General features: G+C 56.7%; 19 protein-coding genes. 7 read left to right on the plus strand and 12 right to left on the minus strand.

Annotated elements, in window-relative coordinates; all coding sequences use genetic code 11:
- From rnk to cyaY, 3 genes are all read right to left on the minus strand, one after another.
- The gene (rnk, locus tag QFW87_RS28545; protein WP_046045088.1) at nucleotides 1-411 is read right to left on the minus strand and encodes a nucleoside diphosphate kinase regulator; all 411 of its coding nucleotides are present in this window, start codon (nucleotides 409-411) and stop codon (nucleotides 1-3) included.
- 320 nt (nucleotides 412-731) lie between these two features.
- Nucleotides 732-950: a DUF1289 domain-containing protein gene (locus QFW87_RS28550; protein ID WP_283189403.1), complete on the minus strand. Its 219-nt coding sequence runs from the start codon at nucleotides 948-950 to the stop codon at nucleotides 732-734.
- 4 nt (nucleotides 951-954) lie between these two features.
- Nucleotides 955-1,287 (minus strand): iron donor protein CyaY, encoded by a 333-nt coding sequence (gene cyaY / locus QFW87_RS28555; RefSeq protein ID WP_008150266.1) that lies wholly within the window; start codon nucleotides 1,285-1,287, stop codon nucleotides 955-957.
- Between the two features lie 344 nt (nucleotides 1,288-1,631).
- Between cyaY and QFW87_RS28560 the strand changes: the two genes are divergently transcribed.
- Genes QFW87_RS28560 through QFW87_RS28585 form a run of 6 tightly spaced genes read left to right on the plus strand, consistent with a single transcriptional unit; the run spans nucleotide 1,632 to nucleotide 6,248 of the window.
- Complete coding sequence (locus QFW87_RS28560; RefSeq protein ID WP_283182158.1) at nucleotides 1,632-1,814, plus strand: lipoprotein; 183 nt, start codon at nucleotides 1,632-1,634, stop codon at nucleotides 1,812-1,814.
- Nucleotides 1,815-1,823: 9 nt separating this feature from the next.
- Nucleotides 1,824-3,071 (plus strand): diaminopimelate decarboxylase, encoded by a 1,248-nt coding sequence (gene lysA, locus QFW87_RS28565; RefSeq protein ID WP_283182159.1) that lies wholly within the window; start codon nucleotides 1,824-1,826, stop codon nucleotides 3,069-3,071.
- Nucleotides 3,072-3,075: 4 nt separating this feature from the next.
- On the plus strand, nucleotides 3,076-3,906 hold the full coding sequence (gene dapF / locus QFW87_RS28570; RefSeq protein WP_149630711.1) for a diaminopimelate epimerase: 831 nt from the start codon (nucleotides 3,076-3,078) through the stop codon (nucleotides 3,904-3,906).
- A 13-nt stretch (nucleotides 3,907-3,919) separates the two neighbouring features.
- Nucleotides 3,920-4,645, plus strand: a complete 726-nt coding sequence (locus QFW87_RS28575) for a DUF484 family protein (RefSeq protein WP_129440062.1) — start codon at nucleotides 3,920-3,922, stop codon at nucleotides 4,643-4,645.
- Nucleotides 4,646-4,647: 2 nt separating this feature from the next.
- Nucleotides 4,648-5,547, plus strand: coding sequence for a tyrosine recombinase XerC (gene xerC / locus QFW87_RS28580; protein ID WP_283182160.1), 900 nt, complete (start codon nucleotides 4,648-4,650; stop codon nucleotides 5,545-5,547).
- A complete protein-coding gene (locus tag QFW87_RS28585) occupies nucleotides 5,544-6,248 on the plus strand; it encodes an HAD family hydrolase (protein WP_283182161.1) in 705 nt (234 codons plus the stop codon). Before xerC ends, QFW87_RS28585 begins: the two co-directional genes overlap by 4 nt.
- 203 nt (nucleotides 6,249-6,451) lie before the next feature.
- On the opposite strand, the gene sutA is transcribed toward QFW87_RS28585, so the two are convergent.
- The 4 genes from sutA to glnK form a co-directional block, all read right to left on the minus strand.
- A complete protein-coding gene (gene sutA / locus QFW87_RS28590) occupies nucleotides 6,452-6,772 on the minus strand; it encodes a transcriptional regulator SutA (protein ID WP_282376182.1) in 321 nt (106 codons plus the stop codon).
- 102 nt (nucleotides 6,773-6,874) lie between these two features.
- A complete protein-coding gene (locus tag QFW87_RS28595; RefSeq protein WP_283189404.1) occupies nucleotides 6,875-7,300 on the minus strand; it encodes a secondary thiamine-phosphate synthase enzyme YjbQ in 426 nt (141 codons plus the stop codon).
- Nucleotides 7,301-7,514: 214 nt separating this feature from the next.
- Nucleotides 7,515-8,852, minus strand: a complete 1,338-nt coding sequence (locus QFW87_RS28600; protein ID WP_283189405.1) for an ammonium transporter — start codon at nucleotides 8,850-8,852, stop codon at nucleotides 7,515-7,517.
- A gap of 35 nt (nucleotides 8,853-8,887) precedes the next feature.
- A complete protein-coding gene (glnK, locus tag QFW87_RS28605) occupies nucleotides 8,888-9,226 on the minus strand; it encodes a P-II family nitrogen regulator (protein ID WP_002555808.1) in 339 nt (112 codons plus the stop codon).
- Between the two features lie 418 nt (nucleotides 9,227-9,644).
- On the opposite strand from glnK, the gene QFW87_RS28610 reads away from it, so the two are divergent.
- Nucleotides 9,645-9,905 (plus strand): accessory factor UbiK family protein, encoded by a 261-nt coding sequence (locus QFW87_RS28610; RefSeq protein WP_283189406.1) that lies wholly within the window; start codon nucleotides 9,645-9,647, stop codon nucleotides 9,903-9,905.
- 83 nt (nucleotides 9,906-9,988) lie between these two features.
- On the opposite strand, the gene QFW87_RS28615 is transcribed toward QFW87_RS28610, so the two are convergent.
- The 5 genes from QFW87_RS28615 to QFW87_RS28635 all read right to left on the minus strand — a co-directional run bounded on the left by QFW87_RS28615 (nucleotide 9,989) and on the right by QFW87_RS28635 (nucleotide 15,603).
- The gene (locus QFW87_RS28615) at nucleotides 9,989-10,897 is read right to left on the minus strand and encodes a LysR family transcriptional regulator (RefSeq protein ID WP_283189407.1); all 909 of its coding nucleotides are present in this window, start codon (nucleotides 10,895-10,897) and stop codon (nucleotides 9,989-9,991) included.
- A gap of 313 nt (nucleotides 10,898-11,210) precedes the next feature.
- Complete coding sequence (locus QFW87_RS28620; RefSeq protein WP_283190962.1) at nucleotides 11,211-12,065, minus strand: DMT family transporter; 855 nt, start codon at nucleotides 12,063-12,065, stop codon at nucleotides 11,211-11,213.
- Nucleotides 12,066-12,160: 95 nt separating this feature from the next.
- Nucleotides 12,161-13,411, minus strand: coding sequence for a cation:proton antiporter (locus QFW87_RS28625; RefSeq protein ID WP_283189408.1), 1,251 nt, complete (start codon nucleotides 13,409-13,411; stop codon nucleotides 12,161-12,163).
- An 84-nt stretch (nucleotides 13,412-13,495) separates the two neighbouring features.
- Nucleotides 13,496-14,728: an ATP-grasp domain-containing protein gene (locus tag QFW87_RS28630; protein WP_283189409.1), complete on the minus strand. Its 1,233-nt coding sequence runs from the start codon at nucleotides 14,726-14,728 to the stop codon at nucleotides 13,496-13,498.
- A gap of 2 nt (nucleotides 14,729-14,730) precedes the next feature.
- Entirely contained in the window at nucleotides 14,731-15,603 is an 873-nt protein-coding gene (locus QFW87_RS28635; RefSeq protein ID WP_283189410.1) for an iron-containing redox enzyme family protein, read from the minus strand.

Consider the following 15,603-nt stretch of genomic DNA (forward strand, 5'->3'; position numbering starts at 1 on the left):
TTATTCCGGAAAGTGGCCACCCTCGGCCGGCTGCGATTCGACTTCCAGCAGGGTCAGTTTCAGTGTCTTGCCGCCCGGTGCCGGCCAGTCGATGTGCTGACCAACCTTGAGACCGAGCAGTGCGCTGCCCACCGGCGCCAGAATGGAAATCTTGCCTTCGTCGGCATTGGCATCCTTCGGATAAACCAGCGTCAGGTGATAGTCCTTGCCGCTGCCTTCTTCGCGGCAATGCACACGGGAATTCATGGTCACGACATCGGCGGGTACTTCATCGTGACCGACCAGGGTATCGGCGCGATCCAGTTCGGTTTGCAGCGCGATAACGCCCGGCAGCGTGTCATCCAGGCTGTCGATCAGGCGCTCCAGACGTTGCACGTCCAGACGGGTAAGGGTGATGGAAGGTGCGGTCATGATTTGGGCAGACTCCTTTCTTCTGCACAGAAAAAGCAAAACCCCGCCAGAAAAAGGCGGGGTTTTCACGAGCCTCGATGAGTTGAGGCGTACCCGGACACTATCACAGCTCAACAAATATACAAGTCGGGGGCGACGACACACTTTTGTAGCAGCTGGCGAAGCCTGCGTTCGGCTCGGGCCGCGTTCGGACGCAGCAGTCGTGAAACCAGGCTATCAGGTGTTTCAGGAATACCGAGTATTCAGGGTTTACGACTGCTGCGCCCGAGCGCGGCCCGAGCCGAACGCAGGCTTCGCCAGCTGCAGGTCGCGTAAAGGCTTCAGGTGGCGGTCTTGCGCTGGACTGCCTGGGCGCAGATAACGCGGCGCCGATCGTCATCGGCCGAGCGCCATTCGCGGATGTCTTCGACATGGCGAAAACACCCAAGGCAGACCTTCTGCTCATCCAGCCGACACACACCGCTGCATGGCGAAGCCACCGCCGGGCTGACATTGCTGTAGAGCGGTTTGGGCGGACGAACGGGCGCAGGCTGGGTCACGATCTCACAGACCTTCGAAATCGAGTTCGGCGTCAGCTTGCTGCTTGACGATGCGCTCGAGCATCTCGCCGAGTTGTTCGTCGCTCTTGTCACACATCCAGCGCTTGCTCTCTTCGTCGTAATCGAAGTGGAACCCGCCGGACACGGCCGCCAGCCACAGCTGCCGCAGCGGTTCCTGACGGCTGAAAATCAACTGGCTGCCGTTTTCGAACTTGACGGTGAGCACACCGGCCGAGCTCTCCAGATCGATATCCAGGTCACACTCGTCAAAAATATCCTCCAGCGTCTGCTGGGTGGCATCGACCAGATCGTGGAAACGGGCTTCAGTCAAACTCATTGCGGGAACCTCAAAAAGTGTCTACTCACGCTCAAGCGCCGCAAGATACGGGCGAGCCCCGGTGATTGCAAAGGATAACGACCAAGCGTCGATATCGATATGGTAAGCGCTGTACCTGTGGGAGCGAGCCTGCTCGCGAAGAGGCCGGCACATTCAACATCGTTGTTGGCTGACACATCGTCTTCGTCGGAACGCCGCCCGGAGCCGGCTCGCTCCCACAATGGAATGCACCTGGCTGGCCGGCATCAGGCGAAGCCCCGCCGGACGGGAGCCCCGTCGCATAGGCAAGCTGCCGGGTGGCCGGTATACTCCGGCGCAATTAATGCATTTTCAAGGATTTCGCCATGAAGCGCCTGATCTCTTCCCTTGCTGCGCTCGCTTCGCTCGTCGCTTTTGTCAGCTTATTATCGGCCTGTGGTCAAAAAGGCCCGCTGTACCTGCCCGATGACAGCCAGGACCCTGCAGAGCAGGCCAAGTCGTCGCAAAAACAACCTGCATCCAAATCGCACAAGCACGACGTCTACTAAGGGAACGCCATGGACGCTTTTAACTACCGTGGCGGGGAGCTGTTCGCGGAAGGTGTTGCCCTGTCCGCCATCGCTCAACGCTTTGGCACACCGACCTACGTCTACTCCCGCGCCCACATCGAAGCCCAGTACCTGGCTTTTGCCGATGCACTGGCCGGCATGCCGCACCTGGTCTGCTTTGCGGTCAAGGCCAACTCCAACCTGGGTGTACTGAATGTCCTGGCGCGTCTGGGCGCCGGTTTCGACATCGTCTCCCGTGGTGAGCTGGAACGCGTACTGGCCGCTGGCGGCAGCGCCGACAAGATCGTCTTCTCCGGTGTCGGCAAGACCCGTGACGACATGCGTCGCGCCCTGGAAGTCGGCGTGCACTGCTTTAACGTCGAATCCACCGATGAGCTGGAACGCCTGCAAGTGGTCGCCGCCGAGCTGGGCGTTCGCGCGCCGATCTCGCTACGCGTGAACCCGGATGTCGACGCTGGCACCCACCCGTACATTTCCACCGGTCTTAAAGAGAACAAGTTCGGCATCGCCATCACCGACGCCGAAGACGTGTACATCCGCGCCGCCCAACTGCCAAACCTGGAAGTGGTCGGTGTCGATTGCCACATCGGTTCGCAACTGACCACCCTGCCGCCCTTCATCGACGCCCTCGACCGCCTGCTGGGCCTGGTCGACCGCCTCGGCGATTGCGGCATTTACCTGCGCCACATCGATCTCGGTGGTGGTTTGGGCGTGCGTTATCGCGATGAAGAGCCGCCATTGGCTTCCGACTACATCAAAGCCGTGCGCGAGCGTCTTGACGGTCGTGACCTGGCGCTGGTGTTCGAGCCGGGCCGCTTTATCGTCGCCAACGCCGGCGTGTTGCTGACCCAGGTCGAGTACCTCAAGCACACCGAGCACAAAGACTTCGCCATCGTCGACGCAGCCATGAATGACCTGATCCGCCCGGCGCTGTATCAAGCCTGGATGGACGTCACCGCCGTGCGCCCGCGCAATTCCGCTGCCCGTGCCTACGACATCGTCGGGCCGATCTGCGAGACCGGCGACTTCCTGGCCAAGGATCGTGAGCTGGCCCTGGAAGAAGGTGACCTGCTGGCGGTGCATTCGGCCGGTGCCTATGGGTTTGTCATGAGTTCCAACTACAACACCCGCGGCCGTGCCGCTGAAGTGTTGGTGGACGGTGATCAGGCATTTGAAGTGCGTCGCCGTGAGACGGTAGCCGAGTTGTTTGCTGGCGAAAGCCTGCTGCCGGAGTAAAACCATGCTGCTGCGTTTTACCAAGATGCACGGCCTGGGCAATGACTTCATGGTCCTCGACCTGGTCAGCCAGCATGCGCACATCCTGCCCAAACACGCCAAGCAATGGGGCGATCGGCATACGGGTATCGGTTTCGATCAGTTGCTGATCGTCGAAGCGCCAAGCAACCCGGACGTGGATTTCCGCTACCGGATTTTCAACGCCGACGGCTCCGAAGTGGAACAGTGCGGCAACGGTGCGCGCTGTTTCGCACGTTTCGTGCTCGACAAACGCCTGACCGCGAAGCGGCAGATCCGCGTAGAGACCAAAAGTGGCATCATCGAACTGGATATCCGTAGCGACGGGCAGATCGGTGTCAACATGGGCGCACCGCGCCTGGTACCGGCCGACATTCCGTTCGACGCGCCGGAACAGGCCCTGAGTTATCAGGTTGACGTCGACGGCACTGCGGTCGAACTGGCCGCCGTGTCCATGGGCAACCCCCATGCCGTGCTGCGGGTCAGCGACATCAACAACGCACCGGTGCATGAACTGGGGCCTAAAATCGAAAACCATCCGCGCTTTCCGGCGCGGGTCAATGTCGGTTTTCTCCAGGTCATCGACCGGAACCGCGCGCAGTTGCGCGTCTGGGAACGCGGGGCCGGGGAAACCCAGGCTTGCGGAACCGGCGCTTGCGCTGCCGCAGTGGCCGCGATCAGCCAGGGGTGGATGGATTCGCCGCTATTGATCGACCTGCCCGGCGGGCGCCTGTCCATTGAATGGGCAGGCCCTGGCCAACCGGTCATGATGACCGGCCCGGCAGTGCGCGTTTATGAAGGACAAGTGCGTCTTTGAGAGAGTCGAATCCATGAAAGATAAGCCCCAGGTTCCCGCCCTACAGCCCGACGAATCCCCTTCCGAAAGCCTTGAGGCGGCGGCGATTGCCGCGTACCTGGAGGCTCATCCGGATTTCTTCGTCGAGCATGAAGAACTGCTCGCAACCTTGCGCATTCCGCACCAGCGCGGCGACACCATTTCGCTGGTCGAACGCCAGATGACCATCCTGCGCGACCGCAATATCGAGTTGCGTCATCGCCTCTCGCACTTGATGGACGTGGCCCGCGACAACGACCGCCTTTTCGACAAGACCCGCCGCCTGATTCTCGCGCTGATGGACGCCACCAGCCTGGAAGACGTGGTGATCAGCGTCGAAGACAGTCTGCGCCAGGACTTCCAGGTGCCCTTCGTCAGCCTGATCCTGCTGGGTGACAACCCGATGCCGGTGGGCCGCTGGGTGACCCATGCCGATGCGCAAACGGCCATCGGCGGCTTGCTCTCGGAAGACAAAAGCGTCAGCGGCAGCCTGCGTGAACACGAACTGGACTTCCTGTTCGGCGAAGAACAGCGCAAGCAGATCGGTTCCACCGCCGTTGTCGCCATCAGCTACCAAGGCATCCACGGCGTCCTGGCCATCGCCAGCCGTGACCCGCAGCACTACAAGAGTTCGGTGGGCACGCTGTTTCTCAGCTACATCGCCGAAGTCATGGGCCGCGTGCTGCCACGGGTCAACACCTCCCTGCGCTCGGTACGCTGATCGTGGAACGGCAACTGGACGCTTACTGCGAACACCTGCGCAGTGAGCGGCAGGTGTCGCCTCACACGCTGTACGCCTACCGTCGCGACCTCGACAAAGTGCTGGGCTGGTGCGTCAAACAGAACATCAGCAGTTGGGCCGCCCTGGACATCCAGCGCCTGCGCAGCCTGATCGCACGCCTGCATTCACAGGGTCAATCGTCCCGTAGCCTGGCGCGCCTGCTGTCGGCGGTGCGTGGGCTCTATCATTATTTGAACCGCGAAGGCCTCTGCGACCACGACCCGGCCAACGGCCTGGCACCGCCGAAGGGCGAACGACGCCTGCCGAAAACCCTCGACACCGACCGCGCACTGCAACTGCTTGAGGGCGCGGTGGAGGATGATTTCCTGGCGCGTCGGGATCAGGCAATTCTGGAGCTGTTCTATTCCTCGGGTTTGCGGCTGTCGGAACTGACCGGGCTCAATCTGGATCAGCTGGACCTGGCCGACGGCATGGTTCAAGTGCTCGGCAAGGGCAGCAAGACTCGACTGCTGCCGGTCGGCAAAAAAGCTCGCGAAGCACTGGAGTTGTGGCTGCCGCTGCGGGCCATGACCAACCCTGCGGACGACGCGGTGTTTGTCAGCCAGCAAGGCCGGCGCCTCGGCCCACGGGCGATTCAGGTGCGGGTTAAAGCCGCTGGCGAGCGCGAGCTGGGACAGAACCTGCATCCGCACATGCTACGACACTCCTTCGCCAGCCATTTGCTGGAATCCTCCCAGGACTTGCGGGCGGTTCAAGAATTGCTCGGTCACGCGGACATCAAAACCACCCAGATCTACACCCACCTGGACTTCCAGCACCTGGCGACGGTTTACGACAGCGCCCATCCAAGGGCCAAACGCATCAAAGGCGATGAGTCATGAGAATTCAGTTGATCACCTTCGACCTCGACGACACCCTGTGGGATACCGCCCCGGTGATCGTCAGCGCCGAAGCCGTATTGCGTGAATGGCTGACCGAGCAAGCACCGAATCTGGGCGCCGTGCCGGTGGAGCATTTGTGGGCGATTCGCGAGCGGATCCTGAGCAACGAACCAAGTCTCAAGCATCGCATCAGCGCCCTGCGTCGCCGAGTCTTGTTCCACGCACTGGAAGAGGCCGGTTACGACCAGGGTCAGGCCGCAGACCTGGCCGATCAGAGTTTTGAGGTATTTCTGCATGCCCGGCATCAACTGGAAATTTTCCCGGACGTGCAACCGACCCTGGAGACTCTGGCCAATCACTACGCCCTCGGCGTGGTCACCAACGGCAACGCCGATGTGCGCCGCTTAGGGCTGGCGGATTACTTCAAGTTTGCCTTGTGCGCCGAAGACATCGGCATCGGCAAGCCGGATGCGCGACTGTTTCATGAGGCGTTGCAGCGTGGTGGTGCGACGGCCGAGACGGCCGTGCATATCGGCGATCATCCAGGTGACGACATTGCCGGCGCCCAGCAGGCGGGATTGCGGGCGATCTGGTTTAACCCGGCGGGCAAAGTTTGGGAAGCCGAGAAGGCACCGGATGCCGAGATTCGCAGCCTGAGCGAGTTGCCGGCATTGTTGGCCCTCTGGAACGCCCAACACTGATCCTGAGATCACCGATATTCCCCTTGTGGGAGTGAGCCTGCTCGCGATAGCGGAGTGACATTCAGTATTTATATTGCCTGACACATCGCTATCGCGAGCAGGCTCACTCCCACAGGGGATCGACGCAGGCCCAAGATTTTTATTTCACCCATGAAAAAGCCCGCAGCGACGGCGGGCTTTTTCAGCAAGCAAGCTGCAGGCGCTTAGATAGGCCGACTGCCGTACTTGTTGTCAGGCTTCTTGGGAGGATCGGCGACCACATTGGCCTCCACTTCCTGCACCTTTCCGCCTTTGGAGAGAAACTCCTCCATGGCGCGTGCCAGAGCGTCACGCTCTTTGTTCTTGGCTTCAACGCTCGGCAGCTCATCGACCGATACCGCTGCCTTGGCTTTGCCTTTGGCGGTCGGAACGGGCGCTTCACCGCCATCGTCGTCAGCAACGTCTTCCGCTGCTGTTTCCAGACCTTCTTCGGTTTCGTCGTCGCCTACTTCGAGGTCGTCGTTTTCCAGATCATCGTCGCTCATGTTCTACCTCATGACTTGCGAAAAGCAGATTAGTTATAGCCCAGCTTCGCCGTCTGTCGAAGGCCGCCGGAAAAAATTCTACAACCGCTGGCAACCAGCGGTTTATGCCTCTTCACCGTGCACGGTGGCGAGGACTTTACGGGCACCGCCAAAATCACGGTGCTCGCCCAGATAAACGCCTTGCCAGGTTCCCAGCGCCAGTCGGCCTGCCGAAATCGGCAAACTGAGCTGACAGCCAAGCACGCTGGCCTTGAAGTGCGCCGGGAGGTCGTCCAGGCCTTCGTCGTTATGCTCATAGCCGTCTGTTCCTTGTGGGATCAGACGATTGAAAAATCGTTCGAAGTCGCGACGTACCGCCGGATCGGCGTTCTCGTTGATGGTCAACGACGCCGAGGTATGCTGCAGCCACAAATGCAACAGACCGACCCGACATGCCTTGATATCAGGCAGGCCGGCGAGTAACTCGTCCGTTACCAGATGAAAGCCCCGGGGCCTCGCCCGCAGGGTAATCAGAGTCTGTTGCCACATACAGTTCTCCGCACGTTCGGGGCGCATTCTAGCGCGCTCTGGGAAAAAACAAAGGCCCTAATATTCCTTCAATCATGTAAGCCATTGGCCGCAGAAAAACGCTCGTCGTAAACGCCACTAAACGTGTACGAAAAAACCTTTCAGCAGTTCCTTCACTGACAAACTCCAGACAAAAAAATGCCCGGCAAGCCGGGCAAGTTTTTTGTGCGCGTACTTACAAGTTGTAGCCGCGTTCGTTGTGAAGCGCCAAATCGATGCCGACCGCCTCTTCTTCCTCTGTGATGCGCAGACCCATGACGGCGTCCAGGACCTTGAGAATGATGTAGGTGACGATCGCGGTGTAAATCACCGTGAAGCCCACGCCTTTCATCTGAATCCAGACTTGTGCACCGATGTCGGTGACGGTGCCGAAGCCACCCAGGGCCGGTGCAGCGAACACACCGGTCAGGATCGCGCCGAGAATACCGCCGATACCGTGCACACCGAAGGCGTCCAGGGAGTCGTCATAACCGAGTTTGCGTTTCAGGGTGGTGGCGCAGAAGAAGCACACCACGCCCGCCGCCAGACCGATAACCAGCGCGCCCATCGGGCCCACGGTCCCTGCCGCCGGAGTGATTGCAACCAGACCGGCCACAACACCCGAAGCGATACCCAGGGCACTTGGTTTACCGTGAGTGATCCACTCGGCGAACATCCAGCCCAGTGCAGCGGCGGCAGTTGCGATCTGGGTCACCAGCATCGCCATGCCGGCAGTGCCGTTGGCCGCAGCGGCGGAACCGGCGTTGAAGCCGAACCAGCCAACCCACAGCATGGCAGCACCCATCAGGGTGTAACCGAGGTTGTGCGGCGCCATCGGGGTGGTCGGGAAGCCTTTGCGTTTGCCCAGTACCAGGCAGGCAATCAGACCGGCCACACCGGCGTTGATGTGCACCACGGTGCCGCCGGCGAAGTCCAGCACGCCCCAGTCCCACATCAGGCCGCCGTTACCGGACCAGACCATGTGCGCGATCGGTGCATACACCAGGGTGAACCAGACGCCCATGAAAATCAGCATCGCGGAGAACTTCATCCGCTCGGCGAAGGCACCGACGATCAGCGCAGGGGTGATGATGGCAAAGGTCATCTGGAAGGTGATGAACACCGCCTCAGGGAACAGCGCCGCGGGACCGGTCAGGCTCGATGGCGTGACACCGGCGAGGAAAGCCTTGCCCATGCCGCCGAAGAATGAGTTGAAGTTGACGACGCCCTGTTCCATGCCGGTGGTATCGAACGCAATGCTGTAGCCATAAATGACCCACAGGATGCTGATCAGGCCGGTAATGGCAAAGCACTGCATCATCACGGAAAGAATGTTTTTGGAGCGAACCATGCCGCCGTAGAACAGCGCGAGGCCGGGAATGGTCATGAACAGCACGAGGGCTGTCGAGGTCATCATCCAGGCGGTGTCGCCGGAGTTGAGGACTGGGGCTGCCACTTCGTCTGCCGCCATAACCAGGCCGGGCATTACGAGGGACAACAGGGCTCCTAGCCCTGCGAATTTACGCAGAGTCATATTGTTTTCTCCTGGGGCGTTGGGTGTGTGGCGGCTTAGATTGCGTCGGTATCGGTTTCGCCGGTACGGATGCGAATCGCCTGTTCCAGATTAACCACGAAGATCTTGCCGTCACCGATCTTGCCGGTGTTGGCAGCCTTGGTTATCGCCTCGATAACCCGGTCAAGATCCTTGTCGTCAATGGCGACATCGATCTTCACCTTTGGCAGGAAATCGACCACGTATTCCGCGCCGCGGTACAGCTCGGTGTGACCCTTCTGCCGACCGAAGCCTTTGACTTCAGTAACGGTAATGCCCTGCACGCCGATCTCGGACAGCGACTCGCGTACGTCGTCCAGTTTGAACGGCTTGATGATGGCAGTGACTAGCTTCATGAAAACTCTCTCCCGAATTGGTGGACTTGCCCCAGGAAAACAAACCCGACTCAAGTCTAAGCGCAGTGCCTGGCTTTGTAACGCATCGTCGGCCTTACCTGCCCGTCCGACGCCTGCTAACCACTCCGCACGAAACACTTCCCCCGTTCCGCTTGGCGCACTGCATTCGTCACAGCGACTGCATCAGTGCATGGGTCACTACCGACTAAGCAGAAAGCTTGCCATCTCGCCAAAACCCACTGATTTCAAGCCTTTGGCCGCTGCTGAAAGCGGCTTCGCGCACATGGCCCGACGGATACGCACAACAACAGTGCGTAGCCGTCCGTCCCCATGCGCGAAAAGCGTGCACCCCTGACGGCGAGATTGACTATAGACGCTGCGTGATACACTGCCCGCCATTGTTGACAGGACATTTCCCATGCTCGCGCCCAAAGACTTCCTCGATGCCCTGAGCGGCACCGCCTCCCGCCTCTTCAGCGGCGACACCCCACTGCCGAAAAGCGAAATCGAAAGCCAGTTCAAAGCTCTGTTGCAGAGTGGCTTCAGCAAGCTGGATCTGGTGAGCCGGGAAGAATTCGATAGCCAGATGGTTGTGCTGGCACGGACGCGGGCACGGCTGGAAAGTCTGGAAGCGAAAGTCGCAGAGATGGAAGCGAAGCTGAATCCGCCTGCCGAGTGAATGATTCCCCCGCGCGCAACACGCAGCGCGGGGCAACGCCGCAATAAAGAAGCGCTATTCAGGATGAGGACGTTTTGCGGTGTTTAGCTAACGCAATAGAGTTTGGCGAGCAGATAGTCGACCATCACTTTCAGTTTTTGCGAACCTTGCTTGTTCGGTTGATACAGCAGCCACGCCATTCCCTGTGAAACACCCACGTAATCCCAACTGGGCAGCACGGCATGCAAGCGCTGCTCTTTGATCGCCAGGTCCGCAACAGCAACCGGCAGGCACGCCAGGCCAAGATTACTCAACGTGGCCTCAAGAACGGCTTCGCTGTCATTTGAGCAATACCGCCCTTTCACGCTGATCTGGTACTTCTCCGCGCCATTCTTGAATTCCCACTTCTCGCCAGCCGAGTCCTCGGACATGACAATGCAACTGTGCATCGCCAAGTCAGCGGGGTGCAATGGCACACCAAATTCAGCAATGTAATCGGGCGACGCGCACAGCGTATAACCGACCTTGAACAACTTTCGTCCAATCAAACCCAATGGCGGCGAATCGGTGATTCTGATACTGAGATCAATCTCGCTGGAGATAAGATTGATCTCCGAGTTATCAAATATGAACTGAACATTGATATCGGGGTATTTACGCAGGAACTCGGGAATCAGTTGATTACAGATGTTATTCATCATTTTCGGCGCGCTGACCCTGATCAAGCCTTGCGGCCTCACCAGCTCATCTTTTAATTCAAACACCCTGGAGGATGAGTGCAAAAGTGCCTTGCAATGTGAGTATATCTTGGCCCCGTCTTCGTTGACTTTCAGCTGCCGCGTACTGCGTTCCAGCAAGCGCAATGACAACGCTCGCTCTAGCTTGGATATCTGCCGACTCACGGCTGAGGCCGACACGCCCAATTTAGTAGAGGCATCAATAAAACTACCCGTTTCTACAACGACTGCAAAAGCGGCCATGTAAGGGAGCATCTCAATATGACCTTTGTGCATATAGTTATTCTCAATCCTTCGGGAAGATGTTTTGTTATTTGCGGACTAAAAACGGGTTCGACACTCGTGATCAGCCATAACTATAGACAGTGGACGGATACATTGAATCGGCGCTACGTTGACAGCGTGCCATGACAGCCGCTGTCTTTATTTATTAAGGTTCAAGCCCTCGCAGGCTAATAACAAGGGAATCGAACCTTACAATGATCAAATCGTATATTGATCAAACTCTAAATTGATCAAAACTTATTGATCAAACTAATGATCTCGATTGCTCGATGACAATGTGCAAACGTTTGCTTTTTCACGCAGCTCAATGAAACAGATGAAGAATGATCGCACCTATCAGCACTAGGACAATGCCCGCCACCTGGATCTTGCCAAGCCGCTCCTTGAAGAACAAATAACCCAGCACCGCAGCGATACCTCCGGATAACGTGCTGATGACTGTCACCACTGATACCGAACCGCTGATAGCCCCGAACGAGAACGCCGAGAACCCGCCCAGGTTCAATAAACTGGCACTTGTGAGCGTACCGAGACTCTTTACCGAGGGCAGCTTCAACCCCGACTCCACCCTCAAGACCAGGAAAAACAAGATAAACAGTCCTACCGCATAACCCAGCCATAACATGGTAATTGGACCTAATGTCGGCAGTGTGTACTTACCTTGAATCCAGAAACTTGCACCATATAACAATGCTGCGAGCAATCCATAGACAATCGATACTTTGTTTTGGCGCTTCACCTTGCCATCGGCGTTGTCGTGGGCGCTTGTCAGCAGTACCCCGGTTACACACACTGCAATTCCGATGAACTGACTAAGTCCAAGAATATCGCCGCTGGCCCAGGCAAATGCAGTTGTGAAAACCCCATAGGAAGTCACCAGCGGTGCGACAATCGCAGCCTTGCCCAATGCGAAGGCTTTGGACAGTGCGAGCGCACCTGCGACCGTAAAGATCGCGGCCACTGCACCCAGCAGCCAAACTTGCAACGGCGCCGACATGGACTTGATGAGATAGGCCGGGTAGAGCAGCAGGAGCGCGCTCATCAAAACGAAACCCAGCGCCTGACCGAAAAATACCGCTCGTTTTACGCCAACGGCCCGTGCATTTAAACCGACGAGAAAGTCAGTTCCGCCCCAAAACAATGCAGCAACTAACCCCATCAATATGTCCAAAACCATGTTCCCTTTTTTTGGATCCATTTTGTTTTTCACCCGCAAAAATAGACTGGACCCAATGAAAAAGTCAAACATTTTGATTAGCCATCACTGACGGTAGATATAACTCGCGTTCGTGACGAACGTTGCATCCACATATTCAATAGTGGCATGGTCATGACGGTGGACAGTAACGCGAGAACCAGAAGTACACTATAAGTAGTCGCTGACAAGATACCCAACTCAAGACCAATACTCAGCACTACCAATTCAACCAGCCCTTTCGTGTTCATCAACACGCCAACTTCCATGGCCGTTGCAGAAGGCAGGCCGCATACTCTCGCGCCCCAATACGTACCACCAATCTTTCCAAGAAAACCGCCAACAATAAACAGTCCCAGCCATCCCCAGACACTGCTCTCGGAAAAAGAGCCAAATGACGCTTGAAGTCCAGAGTAAGCAAAAAACAAAGGCGTCAGAAACGTACCGGAGAATCGCCCTATTACGCTTTCCCAGTTAAGTTGCAGGCCCGGCACTTTGCAGAAGACGTAAGCCGCCACAATGGCGCCGATGGCTTGGTGAAAACCAAGTCTTGCGGTTATTTCTGCGCTGACCAAACAATAGCAAAACGCAATGGATAACTTGACACTGATCCCGCCAGTCGAGGTCATGAAGCGCGTTATCAATATCAGCGGTCGAACGATATAAAACGACAACAAGAAGAAGCCAATCAGTAATAACGTCTTGAGCAGAGAATCGAGGAGGTCCGTTGCGCCCATCGAGTGGAAGGCAACCAGCAACGCCACGCCTAGCCAGGCAAATACATCGGTGTAGATCGCGGAGGACAGTGCATATGAAGCGGCGTCAGCGCTGATGTTCCTGGCGTCGGCGATGATCCGCACTAACACTGGAAGCGCCGTGACCGAAAGTGCCAGGCCACAGAACAGCGTGTATGACCAGAGTGCCTTGTCTGGAGCCAAATTTTTTTTTGAAAGAACCGCAATCACGCAGCCGATCACAAATGATGAAAGCATGCCAAATAGCGCAATAGTGATAGGCGCAAACTTCGCTGCAGCCCCTTCGCCGGAGCGTTGGGCAGGCACATGCCAGGCAATCTCAAACATCAAAAGCACCAATCCGAGTTCCGCCAGTACTTTCAAATTGCGCAACGATTCAGTGAAAAACAGAAACTCGGAAAAACTCGGGAAGAGCGCTCCCAACACTGAAGGCCCCAGCAAAATACCGGCAGTGATTTCGCCGATGACGCGGCTCTGACCGAGCTTTTCGGCCATGCGGCCGAGCAATATGGAAACAGCCAAAATCAGGCAGACTTGCAGCATCCAATGCGACATGAACTTCTCCTGTAAATGATCCCTACAACCTGGTTTGTTCCGCGCGCAGCAAGCACGCGGCTGCACGAGGCAACCGCTCTCGCATCAGGAGTAATGCAGGCGCAATGTTTCGTGGACGAATCGCGAATGCTCGGCGAGCACTTTCGGATCCTCATGGACGAGGTAGACAAACCCCCACGTAGACAAGAAGTCCTGTGTGTCCTGGATATATTCGCCTTCCTTTACCAGCAGGGTCAGGTCGTGCACGGAAGACAGTTTCGACACCGCTTCCAATCCCGATATCGACTTGATCTCACCAGGCTGAGTGTTAATCAGGCAGCAAATACAAAAGTGCTTTGAATAATCGACATCAGCCAAATCATCCACCTCCTGCCCCAGAAAAATATCCAGGTTCAGGCTGTAGCAGTTCAGGCCAGTACAGGCTTCTATCAGCGAAGGTACATTCGCACCCGGCAGCCTCCCGTTCTGTTCAATGATGAAGTGACCTTGATCATTGATCTTGAACTCAATGTCGTTAATGCCGAAGTCGGCTTCCAACGCCTCGTTCACCTGGCTGATGTAGGCAAAGGCTGCTATTGCCTTTTCATTCAGGGGCGGAAGGGATCGTATGTTTTTATAGATGCTGGGGTTGTTGCCGACGCTAATTTTTTCGTATTCCGCGAAACACAAAATCTTCTTTTTCTTGTTTTTCCCCAAATTTGCCGTAGCGATAAAATATTCAGGACCTTCGATAAATGCTTCAATAAGTGCACCACGTTCCTCCTCCATATGCCCTTCAGTGGCGGATTCAATCGCTGCCAACGCCTTGTAGACGTCAGAGCGATCATGGCAAACCTTAACGTTCTTGCTGCCCGTGCCTTGGCTGGGCTTGACCACTGCCGGAAATTGCAGCGATGCCAATTTACCCTTGAGCATTTGATCAAGCGACACTTCGACCGATTGCGTCGCGGCAACTCCCTGCAGTCGAAGTCGTTGCTTCATCGCGTACTTGTTGGCTCTCGCTTGCCGCGTCGGCAGCGGATTACCGACCAGCGCAAAATGCTGCGCAAGTTGGTCAGTGAACTTGAGTGCCGAATCCGAACCCGGAATGATCGCCTTGACGTTAAGTCCGCAAAGTTGCTCAACCGCCTCATCAAACGTGTAAGCCTTGATGGATTGGCTGAACCCTTCGCAACTGTGCAACCGATCAAGCATGCCCGGAAACCTGTCGCGCGTGATCAGGGCGATAGAGTGAAAACCCTTTTCACCGATTTCACGACCATAACGGCGACCGGAACTCACCGGGTCAATCACCACAATAGAGGCTGCTGGCGTCATCGTCAGATACCCCGCATGGCGTCATACATGTAGCGGTAGTAACGCACGGCGACGTTGTAGCGAATCATCACGCCCATGGCCAGTTCCTGAATAACCTCGGCGCCACCCTTGGAATAGTGCTGCAGTACGGTGTCGAACCACGCTTCACTGTGATGGGTATCGATACCGATGTGGGCTTTGTGGTAAGCAATCACTTCTTTGGGTTGTTCGAGACGCTCCAGTGCCTGGGTAGTGGCACCAAAACGTGTCGGCGCAGACCCCTCGACCAAGCCCATCGCGCCAATCAAGCGCATGTTGTATTCGCGGCGCACGGCCCACATTAGGAGGATGTTGCCGTTCATCAAACATTCTTTCGGCGGGATCTCCGGAGTGATATTTTTTTGCGCCAACACATTGCGCATATAGGCTGAAGAGGTTTTGAACATGGAGGTATGAACAAAGTCGAAATTACCGTTACCCATTTCGTCCCAGTAATTTTCACCCGCGACCATTTTGCAATTGATCGGCATGCCCAACTGCACGACAGCCATCAAATCATCGAAAGAACCGTCGACCATTTCTTCCATGCAGATGTAATAAGCTACTTGCTCAAGCGTTGCGCTATTTTTCATGTAATCAACGAAGAAGTCGATGTCTTCATTGATCTTCTTTTCGCAGTCCAGATACCAGGCCAGAAAATCCTCGCGGGTTGTGGGTAATTCTCGCAGATCAACTTTCGCCTCTTCTGCACGACTCCACTCATCTTCAATACGCTCTACCCCCTCCCGCCGGGAATGCAGAAACTTGCCCTGCCCCACCAACGCGGCCGGATCATTCAAGAAATCGCGGTAGTAGTCAGCCATGAATTGCTGGCCTTCTCGTTGTTCAAAATCCAT

The sequence above is a fragment of the Pseudomonas sp. PMCC200344 genome (genome assembly GCF_030053095.1).
Taxonomy (GTDB): Bacteria; Pseudomonadota; Gammaproteobacteria; order Pseudomonadales; family Pseudomonadaceae; genus Aquipseudomonas; species Aquipseudomonas svalbardensis.